Annotated in this window: 12 protein-coding genes; 6 read left to right on the top strand and 6 right to left on the bottom strand. The window is 39.4% G+C overall.

The window, feature by feature from the left end; translation table 11 throughout:
* Positions 1-65: 65 nt before the first annotated feature.
* Positions 66-722, bottom strand: coding sequence for a phosphoribosylglycinamide formyltransferase (gene purN, locus PL9631_RS09995; protein ID WP_231516699.1), 657 nt, complete (start codon positions 720-722; stop codon positions 66-68).
* 91 nt (positions 723-813) lie between these two features.
* On the opposite strand from purN, the gene PL9631_RS09990 reads away from it, so the two are divergent.
* Positions 814-1,716 (top strand): carbohydrate ABC transporter permease, encoded by a 903-nt coding sequence (locus tag PL9631_RS09990; protein WP_083619717.1) that lies wholly within the window; start codon positions 814-816, stop codon positions 1,714-1,716.
* Here the strand turns inward: PL9631_RS09990 and PL9631_RS09985 are convergent.
* Positions 1,703-3,172, bottom strand: coding sequence for a phytoene desaturase family protein (locus PL9631_RS09985; protein WP_083619714.1), 1,470 nt, complete (start codon positions 3,170-3,172; stop codon positions 1,703-1,705). The genes PL9631_RS09990 and PL9631_RS09985 overlap by 14 nt on opposite strands.
* A gap of 305 nt (positions 3,173-3,477) precedes the next feature.
* Here PL9631_RS09985 and PL9631_RS09980 point away from each other — a divergent pair, with 305 nt between their 5' ends.
* Together PL9631_RS09980 and PL9631_RS09975 are read left to right on the top strand one after the other, a co-directional pair.
* The gene (locus PL9631_RS09980; RefSeq protein ID WP_083619711.1) at positions 3,478-5,112 is read left to right on the top strand and encodes a hypothetical protein; all 1,635 of its coding nucleotides are present in this window, start codon (positions 3,478-3,480) and stop codon (positions 5,110-5,112) included.
* A 6-nt stretch (positions 5,113-5,118) separates the two neighbouring features.
* Positions 5,119-6,114, top strand: a complete 996-nt coding sequence (locus PL9631_RS09975) for a pentapeptide repeat-containing protein (protein WP_083619708.1) — start codon at positions 5,119-5,121, stop codon at positions 6,112-6,114.
* Between the two features lie 3 nt (positions 6,115-6,117).
* On the opposite strand, the gene PL9631_RS09970 is transcribed toward PL9631_RS09975, so the two are convergent.
* Positions 6,118-6,510 carry a hypothetical protein gene (locus PL9631_RS09970; RefSeq protein WP_083619705.1) on the bottom strand — a complete coding sequence of 131 codons (393 nt, stop codon included), beginning with the start codon at positions 6,508-6,510 and terminating at the stop codon, positions 6,118-6,120.
* A gap of 87 nt (positions 6,511-6,597) precedes the next feature.
* Here PL9631_RS09970 and PL9631_RS09965 point away from each other — a divergent pair, with 87 nt between their 5' ends.
* Positions 6,598-6,765: a YqaE/Pmp3 family membrane protein gene (locus PL9631_RS09965; RefSeq protein WP_083619702.1), complete on the top strand. Its 168-nt coding sequence runs from the start codon at positions 6,598-6,600 to the stop codon at positions 6,763-6,765.
* Positions 6,766-6,924: 159 nt separating this feature from the next.
* Positions 6,925-7,989, top strand: coding sequence for a branched-chain amino acid aminotransferase (locus PL9631_RS09960; RefSeq protein ID WP_083619699.1), 1,065 nt, complete (start codon positions 6,925-6,927; stop codon positions 7,987-7,989).
* Positions 7,990-8,062: 73 nt separating this feature from the next.
* Here the strand turns inward: PL9631_RS09960 and PL9631_RS09955 are convergent, their stop codons facing one another.
* Together PL9631_RS09955 and PL9631_RS09950 are read right to left on the bottom strand one after the other, a co-directional pair.
* Entirely contained in the window at positions 8,063-9,709 is a 1,647-nt protein-coding gene (locus tag PL9631_RS09955; RefSeq protein ID WP_083619696.1) for a glycosyl hydrolase family 28-related protein, read from the bottom strand.
* Between the two features lie 12 nt (positions 9,710-9,721).
* A complete protein-coding gene (locus PL9631_RS09950) occupies positions 9,722-11,104 on the bottom strand; it encodes an aminopeptidase P family protein (protein WP_456238469.1) in 1,383 nt (460 codons plus the stop codon).
* Positions 11,105-11,263: 159 nt separating this feature from the next.
* Here PL9631_RS09950 and PL9631_RS09945 point away from each other — a divergent pair, with 159 nt between their 5' ends.
* On the top strand, positions 11,264-11,698 hold the full coding sequence (locus PL9631_RS09945) for a DUF4332 domain-containing protein (RefSeq protein ID WP_083619689.1): 435 nt from the start codon (positions 11,264-11,266) through the stop codon (positions 11,696-11,698).
* A 7-nt stretch (positions 11,699-11,705) separates the two neighbouring features.
* Here PL9631_RS09945 and PL9631_RS09940 read toward each other — a convergent pair whose 3' ends face one another.
* Positions 11,706-12,314 carry a TetR/AcrR family transcriptional regulator gene (locus PL9631_RS09940; RefSeq protein WP_083619685.1) on the bottom strand — a complete coding sequence of 203 codons (609 nt, stop codon included), beginning with the start codon at positions 12,312-12,314 and terminating at the stop codon, positions 11,706-11,708.
* Positions 12,315-12,520 lie beyond the last annotated feature (206 nt).

The following is a 12,520-nucleotide window of genomic DNA, read 5'->3' as shown; positions in this document are numbered from 1 at the left end:
ATTCGTAATTCGTAATTCGTAATTCGTAATTACCCATTACCCTGTTACTGAGCGAAGTCGAAGTATTACCCATTACCCCCATTCTGCCACTGACTCACTAAAGAAATTGCCCCAATCAAAATTTTATGCTCTTGAATTTGAATCCGCGCGTGTAAAGTTTCGGGGGTATCATCGGGTAAAATCGGAACCGCCGCTTGCATCAAAATCGGGCCGCTATCGACTTCTAATTCGACTAAATGAACGCTACAGCCTGTAATTTTTACTTGAGCTTCTAAGGCCTGTTCTACCCCCCTAATCCCCGGAAAACTGGGTAATAAACTCGGATGTAAATTAATAATTTTATGAGGAAAAGCATCCACTAAAACTTGCGTGACAATCCGCATCCACCCGGCAAATACAATCCAATCGACATCATGTTCTTGCAAAGTTTGAACAATAGCTTGATCTAAATCTTCTCGTTTTTTATAGTGACGATGATTTAAAAGAATGGTTTTAACGCCGAACTTTTCCGCTCGTTCTATGACTTTAGCATCGGGATTATTATAAATTAAAACTTGAATTTTAGCATTGAGTTGTTGGTCTTTTATAGCTTGAGCGATCGCCTCAAAGTTTGTGCCACTTCCAGAAGCCAAAACCCCAATTTTTACCGGAGATCCCTCCACGAATAAAGGCGAAGGAATTGCTGGAGAAATTAAACAACAGGTAGAATCAATTTCGCTCATATTCCTATCCATTGAGTGTTTGACCCCGATATAAATTAACCCAACCATTGTAAAATACTTTGATGAAACTTTATCAAAATTGATTCAGGTTATGGCTTCTTCACCCGGTTCTCGGAAACAGCTTTTGGATCAAGATGCGATCATGGCTTGGATTTTTCTTGCCCCGGCTTTATTGCTGATGGGGGTATTTATTTTAGGGCCAATTCTCTATTTATTTTACCTGAGTTTCACCCAAGGAAGTTTTACCCGTTCGGGAATTTATGGGGTGGGACTGAATAATTATTTTCGTCTATTTCTGAGTCCTGATTTTTGGCAAATTTTATTAAATACCGCCTATTTTACGATCGCAACGGTGATTCCGAGTTTAATCATTCCTTTGGCTTTAGCGGTACTTTTAGATCGGACTTTTGCCCTGCGAGATATTCTGAGAACTGCCTATTTTATCCCCTCCATTACTTCTTTAGTAGCGGTGGGATTAGGATGGCGTTGGTTATTTCAAACCCAGGGGCCGGTTAATCACCTTCTAACCCAATTAGGATTTGATCCGATTCCTTGGTTAAGTAGTACCACCTGGGCTATGCCAGTGTTAATTTTACTGAGTATTTGGAAACAATTAGGCTTTAATTTAGTGGTGTTTTTAGCTGGGTTACAAACCATCCCCCAAAGTCGATATGAGGCGGCTCAATTAGATGGAGCTAATCCTTGGCAGCAATTTTTATATATTACCTTACCCGGGTTACAACCGACGATGGTTTTTGTAACAGTAACCACGGCAATTTTCACCTTAAAAAGCTTTGAACAGGTTTATGTAATTACCGGGGGCGGCCCTTTAAATTCAACCAATGTTTTAGTCTATTATATTTATGAACAAGCCTTTTCTCAATTTGATTTTGGTTATGCCGCAGCCGCAGCTAGTATTTTATTAGCGATCGCCTTAGTTTTAGTTTATATTCAACTCAAACTATTTGAAGAAAACGAATCTATAAACAATTAGCACAAAGAATTCCCGAAGCGGCAACCGCCGGAACTCCGATTCCAGGTTGGGTACTATCTCCGACTAAATATAAGCCTTGAATTGGGGTGAACGGCCCGGGAAATCTGCCTTTTCCTGCTTGAATAGCGGGGCCATAAGTCCCTTGATACCTGCGTAAAAATCGAGCATGGGTGAGGGGAGTTCCAATTAATTCTAGGGTAATCCGTTGACGCAAATCGGGAATAATTTTTTCTAAAGCTCGATAGAGAGGTTCGGCTTTTTGGCGTTTATTTTGAGGATAAAACTCATCTTTTGACCATCCCGCAAAAGGTTCTAAAGTATAAGCATGAATCCCATGATATCCGGTTGGAGCTAAGTTTTGATCCCAAACTGAAGGAATCGAAATCATACAGGTATTGCCCGGAATTGTAATATCAATATTATTGTCATGTACCACAACATGATGCCCCGTTAACCCCTCTAATCCTTCCGATTTTATCCCTAGATGTAGGTGCATGAAACTATCAAGGGCTGGTGTCTGTAAACAGGTATTTCGATAGGTTGCTGGTAAATCATTTTGATCTAATAAATGGGTATAGGTATCCCAAATCGTGGCATTAGAAATTACAATCGGGGCGTGAAATTGTTCTCCTTTTCGAGTTTGAACGCCATAGACTTTTCCTGATTTAACTAAAATTTGATTAACGTGGGTTCCTAACTGAATCTTGCCCCCAAATTTAGTTAATCCTCTAACCAGAGCTTGAACAATTGCTTGACTCCCACCGATGGGATATTCAATCACAGAATTAATCCGTTCTCCGAACATAAAAGCCACTTCTGGAGTGATCGTTGCTTCCGCTTTTAATCCTGATAATAAAAAACATTCTAAATCTATTAATCTTCTCACCCAAGGATCTCGAACAGTTTGATCAACAATTTGACCGACAGAACTCGAAATATCCCCCAACAATGGTAGCAATTTTAATACAGAAAAGCCATAATTAGTGATTAATTTAAAAATTACTTTCCAGTCTGCCCGTAACTCAATAGCGGGAATTTCTTTTAATCCTTGATAGACCTTCAATAGCCGTTGTTCAAACTTAGCAAATTCCCGTGCTCCTAGGGGTGAAAATTCGGCGATCGCCCTCTGGTAATCTTCGCTACCCCCATAAACCGCTAAACGACCATCGGGAAAATGATAGTGTCCTAGGGGGTCATAAACCACCGTTTCCAGGGACTCTCCCAGCCTTGTTAGAACTTGCCGCAAAGGGTTTAAACCCTGGGAATCACTCAGCCCACAATAAAAGGATGGCCCCGAGTCAAAATGAAACCCCCGACGGGAAAAACCCTGGGCAGCCCCACCGGGTAGGCTGTGACTTTCTAAAATGAGCACTTGTTTGCCAGAATGAGCCAATAGCCCGCCCGCAACTAGGCCACCGATTCCACTACCAATCACAATCACATCAAAACTTTGCATCCGTATGAATTCCGGGTTAGGGGAGTCACAAAAAATCCTCAAGCTATATAAAAAATAGCGTAAAATAATATATTAGGCTGCTACGGATTAAAATTGTATTCTAAGATGGGAGAATCAAGAATGGTCAAACTAAAATATAGATTTTAGTTTTTAGAATTAAGATATGTTTGAGCGGATCATCAGGGATTTTGCATTTTATTTTGAATAGTCCTTTAACCGGATGTATTCCGTTATTTCCAAGACCCTCGTGCCGAATACCCCTAAGTCACTTCCCAAAGTGTTGACTTTCTGTATTGGAGACCCAAATGCCGACCGTATCCCGCCTAAATGAGATTGCTCAAAATTTAGAAACCGATCCGAATATCACTCGGATTAAGAAAGTTCTGTTATGTGCTTATAGTGGAAAATGGGAGAATGATTCCCATATCCTAGATAGCATCAATTTGACTATTTTACTCCAAAATATTTGTCAAAAACATCCTCAAATTGAACCGCTTAAAATTATTCTCAATAATATTTTATCTCGTCTGAATAAAAAAAATGAATATAATTTGGTTTTAAATACGATTGAAAATCAAATTAGTCAACTCTATGTACAGTCTAATCCCAGAGAACTTTCTGAACTTAATCAACTCTCAATTACTGCTTCGGAAACCATAAAAATCAGTCCAGAGGAGTTAAATTCTCTATCTTCAGCCTATTCAAGTCAGGGTGTTCCGGTCAATCAGATTCGCCATATCTCGAATTTGTTTGATGTGCGGTTTAAAATCATGCAGCACACCAATCCTTTGCGGGCAAAACTGGTGATTTTTTCGAGTTTAGAACGGGAATTTAACTATAGAGAGGAAGACTGGTCACAACTGAAAAATCAAAGTTTAGATGATTTACTTCACGAACTTTTACAAACCTTTCCTAACTTAGAGCGGCTCAAATCCCATCTTTATAAGATGGCAGAATATTTAGAAGATACGGACGAAAATATTCAAGTCGTGACGGTGATTTTAGAGGCCCTGACCCCCTATTATGAACCCAAAAATAAATCCTCTTGGGATTCGGGGTTGAATGTCCCGGTGGGAAATACCTCCGTTCCCCGATCTTCAATTTTGCAGCAACAGTTTTTAACCAATCATGCTATTGATATTAATGAAAGTGAAACCGTGCATTTATCAACCCCTAATTCTCCAAAATTAGGGTTGGGTTTACCGAACACTCAACATTTTACAATTAGTGAAAGTAGTTTTTCTGATTTCACTTCCGCCACCGCTTTTAGTAATATTGATATCCCGCCCACGGATTCAGCAGAAATGAGTGCGGATCTCAGAAAAAAACTCATCCTAGAGCAAGAAGTTGAGCAGATTGTGGGATATAGTGTGGCAGATACCTTAGTGCCATTAACCACTATTTTGAAACATCTGGAACTAGCTCTGAATGAACAATTAAAAACTCATCCGCCGGAAATTCAATTAGAGATTAAATATAAATCTTTAAGACGGTTTATTCATGTTCTGCAAGGGAAAGTTGGAGATTTGGCGGCGGTGATTCATCAATCGGAAGTGGAAGAACAGCAACGATTATCTCAGAATAAGACAATAATAGTCGCTGGGGGGGAAGACCCAGACCACCTAGAACCCCGACTCAGCCAAGCTCAATTGTTAGAACTCGCGAAACAGGGCCATGCAAAAGCGATCGCCACGGTGATTAGCCAATCTCTCAAACCCCAAGGAATTAACACTCTCGCAAAGTCAAAAGAGGGTTGTTTGCACATTATACTAGAGTCAGATCAAGTGCCAAATCAAGCCTCTATGAGTCAATTTGTCCATCAAAAATTGCTGGATTTGAAAATTCAATCAATTCAGAAGGTGAAAGTTTACGCTCGAACTCCTAGTAGTAAGTCAATGGCTTGGGTTCAAGAATTTACCTATACGGGAACTCATAGATAATTAATCATGGATGAGGAAACATTACTCGAACAGTATCGAGCCGGACAAAAGAATTTTAAAGGGATAAATTTACGGGGTGCTGAACTGAGTCGTGCGGACTTAATTGGTGCTAACTTAACTGGTGCAGATTTGCAAGGATCTAATTTTGTTTTAGCCTATTTGAATGGGACTAACTTTTCCCGCGCTAATCTTAGAGGAGTTAGGTTTAATGGGGCGATTTTAAATAAAGCGAATTTGAGCAGTGCTAATCTAAATGATGCCGAATTTCATGGCACAAATTTACAAGGAGCAGATTTTCGCAAAGCTAATTTAGCCCTGGCAACTTTATTAGATGCAAACCTGATTCAAGCGGATTTAAGAGGAGCAAATTTACAAGGCGCTGACCTAAGAGGAGCCTGTTTAAGAGGAGCAAATCTTCGGTATGAACCCAGAATTTATGAGAGTGTAAATTTACGGGGCGCGGATTTAAGGGGAACGGATTTACAAGGGGTAAATCTAACCGGGGCCGATTTAACTCGGGCGAATTTAAGCGGTGCTAATTTAACAGAAACCGTCTTAAAAGGGGCAATTTTGACTCAAGCTAATTTAAGCCAAGCTAACTTGCAATCAGCCTTTTTAACGGAAGCAAATCTCACGGGAGCCAACTTAATTGGAGCCAATTTAAAAAAAATTAAACTAGAACGGGCGATTTTAATTGATGCCCAATTACCTGGGGTAGAATTGTGTGATGCCATTCTCCCCGACGCTCAACTGAGTAATGCTAATTTAAGTAATACGGATTTGAGTCGAGCTAATTTAGTTCGCGCTGATTTAACCCGCACTAATATGACTGGAGCCAATCTTACCCAAGCTGATTTAACTGATGCTTCCGTGGCTCGAACTAATCTAAGAAATGCTAATTTAAGTTATACCTATTTAACTCGCGTAGAAATTAGTAGTGCGAACACGGCTGGAGCAATTTTGCATGGGGCAATTATGCCCAATGGTGAAATTCATGATTAATAATTAGGAATTAATTCCTTTTTTGCCATCCTGTCGTCCTAACTCATAAATTCCGCCACTAATACAAGCAATAATTCCCACACTAATTGACCAACTTTTATCTAAGCCGATCTCAATTCCCCAATTACATAAAACTCCCATAATTAAAAAGGGAACAATACTAAATAAAGACGCATAAAAAGCATTTTGAGATTCTCGAGCTTGGCGAGTCCGTTCATATTCAGCCTCTGAAGTATATAACATTTTTTCCGCATAATTAAACCAACGATTTAATTGATGGGTAACCCATGCACTCACCGGAGAAAATCCCCAATATAATGCTAAAGACCAGAGCGTTGCCCCGGCAATGAATTTAGGGTCAAAATGGAATTGGAAGGGGAAAATATCGAACAACATGGACATAAAATTTAAGATATTACAGAGGTTTTCCTATTGTAATTGAAAAAATTGCTAAAATAGAGAGAGAAGTTATAATCATGTGATATGAACATTATTCGTTTAATTGCTGCGGTTTTTTTGCCCCCCTTGGGCGTTTTTTTGACCGTGGGTTTTGGGGGAGCCTTTTGGCTAAATATTCTCCTAACCCTACTGGGATTTATTCCTGGGATTATTCACGCGGTTTGGATAATTGCCAAAAGCGATCAAAATTAACCTAGGTCTGCCTAAACTCCTCCTGTTTTTATCCTTATTCTAAAAATGGGAGAAAGTTTTATTAATCAGTTATCAAGTATCCCGATTATCAGTTATCAGTTATCAGTTATTCGTGTTATTCTGATGAAAAACAATAAAACCCTGATCACCTAAGCCATAATGGAAACACTAACTCCAAAAATTCTCATTCAAAAAACCGAAAACTCCCGTCTTTCTTCGGAAATCTTACATAATATTCCCTTTGGTCGAATCTTCAGTGACCATATTTTTATTGCCACTTATGATAATGGGAATTGGCAAGATCTGAAAATCATGCCCTACGGCAATTTAACCCTGGCTCCAGCCATGGCTGTTCTCCACTATGGTCAAGCTGTTTTTGAAGGCATGAAAGCCTATAAAAGTGCCACGGTCGAAACTTTAATCTTCCGACCCGATGCTAATTTTAGACGGATTAATCAATCGGCTCATCGATTATGTATGCCCCCGATTCCTGAAGAAATTTTTATGGAAGGATTAACGGAATTAATTCGTTTAGATTCCGGTTGGATTCCTGAATCAGAAGGAAGTTTATATATTCGTCCTTTGTATTTTGCCACCGATGAATTTATTGGTTTAAAACCTTCAACTCACTATACTTTTATTATTATGAGTTGTCCGGTGGGAGCCTATTATTCTGAACCTGTTAAATTAATCGTTACGGATAAATATATTAGAGCTTGTGAAGGGGGAACCGGGGCGGCAAAATGTGCCGGAAATTATGCCGCTAGTTTATTAGCTGATCAAGAAGCCAAAGCCTTGGGTTATGATAGTGTGATTTGGCTTGATGGTGTCCACAAAAAATATGTGGAAGAATGCGGGACAATGAATTTAGCATTTGTGATTGATAATGTAGTGGTTACGCCTAAATTAACCGGAACTATTTTAGAAGGAATTACTCGGGATAGTGTGTTAAAGTTATTCCGAGATCAAGGAATTAAGGTAGAAGAACGGTTGATTTCTATAGAAGAAGTGGCAGAAGCCCATGATCAAGGGATTTTACAAGAGGCTTTTGGCATGGGGACGGCGGCTACTATTGCCCAGGTTTCTAAAATTGGATATCAAGGACGGGATTTAGTTTTACCCCCGATTTCTGAACGTAAATATGCTCCATCAATTTTAGAACAATTGGAAGCCATTAAAACCGGAAAAACACCCGATCCCGATCATTGGATTTACAAAGTTTAACGGAAATAGGTGGGTCTAAACCCACCCCCGGGGAGACTATCCCAACCTTTATAGAGATTAAATTTCAGATTTATCAACTAGAACAGGGTTGGATATTAAATCCCACGTTATTATTAACTTCAACTGCACAAGAAGACTCTATTTTTCCGCTTTGGTTGCCTCTATTTCCTGAGATTTCATTCCCCTGACCGCCTAAACTTCCTTTTGCAATAATATTCCCAGAAACTTGATTATTAATAATTTTAACCTGATTCATTTTATAGGGTTGATTATTCGTATCTGCCATCACAAAAATATCTGAGTTGAGAATTTGATTATTTTCAATAGTAGCAGAATTAATTTCTTGAACTTTATAAAGTCCAATATAAGCATTCCCTTGATTATTCGTGATTTTAACATTTTTAACCGTTGTTCCGCCACAACATTCTTGCATTAAAATCCCTTCTCCATCCACACTTAAATACTGAGTATCCCCAATTTTGTGTCGATAAACTTGATAGTTATTCCCCTCAACTAAACCATTCCATCCTGAAAAGTCAATTGCCCGATTTTCTAAGGTAACTGCCCCCGTTGCTTCCCGTGTCCCGGTGGGGTCTGTCCACCATTGTTTATTCGGTTGGTCTTGAATTTCATTATTTTGAATGATTAAACCGTCTCCAGCCGCATGAATAGCAACTCGCATTGTATGGTAAACCCAATTATCTCTAATTACAATTCCTGTTCTAAAAAGTCCGGGCTCAGTAGTCGGAGTTCCAGCTAATTTAAACCCGCCTTTTTTGCCCCCTCGGTTAACAACAATTCCATAATGATTTCCATAATGAAACGGAACTTTACCGCCGTCTTGATAGGTTAAAATAGTCTTTTTATCTCGGGACTGTAACTTATATCCCGGTTGTTCATAATTATCGGTAATATTATCATTAATTCGATTGTTTGCCACTAAAATATTTTCATAACCCGTGAGTTCAATATTAGACGCAAATCGATGACTATAGCGTTGCCAAGGGTTCTGAAATTCCAGTTTAGGGACTTGAGGATCGGGTTTAGCAACGTTATTACTCCGAACTCCAAAAATGATAATATTACTATTTTTCTGGGTATCTATATTTCCCACAATATTAATTGCAGCCCGGTTAATATCAAGGTTGATAATCCCCATATTACTATCTTGATCCGGTGTCAGGGTTTGAATACTTTTAAAAGCGGTTTCATTCGGGGTTCCCTCTCCTGAAAGTTGGGGTTCATATTTAGGGAAAACTAATTTAGCAGGGGGATGATAATTATTAGCTTTTGCCGATTTTATTGCCGGAGTTTCCCCCCGAATCACAACACCAGATTTCAGTTTTATGCTATCATTAAAATTATAGGTTCCCGATGGAAAATAAACGACTCCACCGCCCTGATTAAAGGCTGCATCCCTGGCAGCATTAAACTGTTCTACTAAATTTGAACCGGAGAAATCTTTGATATTGTAAACACAATTCCACGGAATTTTATTAGCCCAAGAATAGGTATTATTTCCATAGAAAGTGGCGATCGCATTATCGGTTTCTCCCCCCTGGGGACTGCCACATTTAGCCAAACTGATTGAGGATTCTGTGGTCGAACTATTAGATAAAAATAGGGTGGTAAAAGCATAACCCGCTACCGTTAACCCCATAACAATCAGGGTTCCCAGGAAAAAGATCATAAACCGTTTAATTCGTTGTTGACTCAGCATAAATTTACGGTATTAATTGTTAACTAAGGCTTCTATATCCTCAATGGATGTGGGTAAACTTTGGGTTAAAACTTCTGTTCCTGTTTCCGTGACTAACACATCATCTTCTATTCTAATTCCTCGAACATCAGCAAACTGTTCTAAACGTTCCCAGTTGACTATTTTTTGATAGGTTTCTCGATTTTTAGGATCATTTAAAATAGCCGGAACTTGATAAAAACCAGGTTCGATAGTCACTAACATTCTGGGTTTTAAGGGACGATTTAAACGCAGAAAACACCAGCCAAACCGTTGACTTCTGACCCGTCCGGGTTCATATCCAGCTAAATCCCCTAAATCTTCCATATCATGCACATCTAACCCTAATAAATGCCCGATTCCGTGGGGAAAAAATAAAGCGTGGGCATCCTGTTCTACTAAATCCTCTGGATTTCCTTTTAATATTCCTAAATCTCCTAATCCTTGGGCAATTATTATGGCTGCAATTTGATGGATTTCTTGATATTCTATTCCCGGTTTGATCGAATTAATACAGGTATCATGAGCCTTTAAAACTACTTGGTAAATATCCCGTTGAGTAGGAGAAAATTTTCCCGAAACCGGCCAAGTTCGGGTAATATCCGCCGCCCATCCCATCGGTGTTTCTGCCCCCACATCTGCTAATAGTAAATCCCCTGGTTGTAAAGGATGATGATAGTGTTGATTATGTAAAACTTCTCCTTGTACCGTGACAATACTATTATAGGAACAGGTCATATTATGACTAATAATTACCCCTTCCATGGCCCCGCGAATCTCTGCTTCTAATTGGGCTGTTTTTGTTACTTTCATCCCCTTTTTATGGGCTTGAATGCTAACTTCTGCGGCTTGACGCAACTCCTGTAACCCTAGTTCATCATGGGTTAAACGCAAATAAATAATTGCCTGTGTTAATTCTAAATCAATGCCTTCGGGCTCTTTTGCTGATCGTAAAGGACAGTTTAATAATTGACGTTGTTCGTTGGCGGTTAGGGGATTTTGTACCACAATAGTCGCGGCATCTTCAAGATGATGAGATAATTCTGATAAGGGATAGGAAAAATCCGCACCCATAAGTTCTGCAATTTGATTTCTGTGGGGAATTTCGCCGTGCCAAAGGGCACTCCCTGGGGGGGCATCATCCATAAATAATTCTAAGCGACCTTCGGATAAACGAATGGCTGCATTTTCTAAGGGAAATCCGGCAAAATAAAGAAAATGACTACTAGCACGAAAGGGATAAATATTAGCAGGAAAATTGCGAGAACTGACACAACCAGACCATAAAATTGCCGGAAAATCAATTAAATAGCTGAGTTTTTGGCGGCGATGGCGGAGGGTATCAATCAGTAATTGAGAAGAATTAAATAACATAATTAAATCTAAATCTAGGTAATTTTAATTTAATTTAAACGATTGTAGGGTTTAAGTCGTGAATATCCGACCCGGAATTCTAGGTTAAAATAAGTTAGAATCAAACGGCACAAATTGAGGAGGACTAGACCGCCTCAACCTCAAACCCAGGGAATCAAGACGATGGCATCTTTTAAACCCAACGATCATCACTCTATTCAAGCGGTTGATTGGCCGATTTCTCAACTACCGGGCTTGAATTCGGATAATCAAACCCGATTAGACAATTATGGCATTAAAACCACCCGTCAACTGTTAAAAAAAGGCAAAACTCCTGCCGAAAAAATGATTTTGGCAAATCTGCTCCAGATTAATATTAGAGATATTAACAAATGGATTGCCATGGCGGACTTAGCGAGGATTCCTGGGGTGGGTTGTGAATATTGTGGACTTTTGCTCCATGCGGGAGTTAGCTCAGTCCACCATTTAACTCAGTTATCCGTCCATCGTTTACATCAACAAATCCTACGTTTTTATGTAGTTAATTTACAGCGTCGAGATTTATGTCCGTCCGTTGATCAAATTCAACAATGGGTGCAACAGGCTAGATTTTTATAGGAGTTTTTTAGTCTTTTACTAACACTCCATTCAAGAAAATATCGGCTAATCCTTCTGCCATTTCTTTCATCGCTTGGGGGGAAGCATTGGGTTCAAGAATGGTATTATAACTAAATCCAGCAATGGCAAACATCCCTAAAAAAACTTGGGCAATAATTTTAGGATTCATGGGACGATAAACCCCTTTTTGGATCGCTGTTTCAAAAAAAGCCTCGGTGACATCGATCATTTTATTAATAATTTCTGATTGAATGCGATCGCGTAATTCAGGATGAACTTGAGCTTCTAAAAAACAAATTCGCATCATATCCGCATTATCATGGAGATTGATCAGGCGTCGATGTAACAATTGTGACACGGCTTTATAGTTACTAATCTCACTTAATTCTGTTAATAAATCCGTTAAAATTTCCACCCATCCCTCAATCACAATGGCAATTAAAATCGCTTTTTTATTGGCAAAATGTCGAAACAAAGTGGCTTCTGCGACTCCGGCCGCCGTCGCTAAATCGCGGGTGGTGGTACTCTCATAGCCTTTCTGGGCAAATAACCCCCGCGCAGCCCGTAGAATCTGGTTTTCTAATTCCGATGCTGTGGAATAATGGAGATGCGACATAACTTTCTAATCTTATGTGGCTCTGGTTTGAGCCTATCATTTGTCAAAAAACCCGGTTCAGAAACGATATAACTCTTAATGCTTTGATCTCTGCGGACTTACGCACCCAACCAAAGAAACCGGGGGTTTTTCCGAAAATACTTCGTTGTGACCCACATATTATCTAAAAAACCCGGTTTCTCGGGCGACCTGCGTAAGTCCTATCT

This window comes from Planktothrix paucivesiculata PCC 9631, from assembly GCF_900009265.2.
GTDB classification, from domain to species: domain Bacteria; phylum Cyanobacteriota; class Cyanobacteriia; order Cyanobacteriales; family Microcoleaceae; genus Planktothrix; species Planktothrix paucivesiculata.
The sequence above is the reverse complement of the archived record's forward strand: the minus strand, read 5'-3'. Positions and strand labels throughout refer to the sequence as shown.

Coding starts and splice junctions, on each gene's coding strand:
- purN (WP_231516699.1), bottom strand. CDS start 722: ATGAGCGAAATTGATTCTACCTGTTGTTTAATTTCTCCAGCAATTCCT.
- PL9631_RS09980 (WP_083619711.1), top strand. CDS start 3,478: ATGCCGACCGTATCCCGCCTAAATGAGATTGCTCAAAATTTAGAAACC.
- PL9631_RS09970 (WP_083619705.1), bottom strand. CDS start 6,510: ATGTTGTTCGATATTTTCCCCTTCCAATTCCATTTTGACCCTAAATTC.
- PL9631_RS09990 (WP_083619717.1), top strand. CDS start 814: ATGGCTTCTTCACCCGGTTCTCGGAAACAGCTTTTGGATCAAGATGCG.
- PL9631_RS09965 (WP_083619702.1), top strand. CDS start 6,598: ATGAACATTATTCGTTTAATTGCTGCGGTTTTTTTGCCCCCCTTGGGC.
- PL9631_RS09940 (WP_083619685.1), bottom strand. CDS start 12,314: ATGTCGCATCTCCATTATTCCACAGCATCGGAATTAGAAAACCAGATT.
- PL9631_RS09955 (WP_083619696.1), bottom strand. CDS start 9,709: ATGCTGAGTCAACAACGAATTAAACGGTTTATGATCTTTTTCCTGGGA.
- PL9631_RS09975 (WP_083619708.1), top strand. CDS start 5,119: ATGGATGAGGAAACATTACTCGAACAGTATCGAGCCGGACAAAAGAAT.
- PL9631_RS09960 (WP_083619699.1), top strand. CDS start 6,925: ATGGAAACACTAACTCCAAAAATTCTCATTCAAAAAACCGAAAACTCC.
- PL9631_RS09945 (WP_083619689.1), top strand. CDS start 11,264: ATGGCATCTTTTAAACCCAACGATCATCACTCTATTCAAGCGGTTGAT.
- PL9631_RS09985 (WP_083619714.1), bottom strand. CDS start 3,172: ATGCAAAGTTTTGATGTGATTGTGATTGGTAGTGGAATCGGTGGCCTA.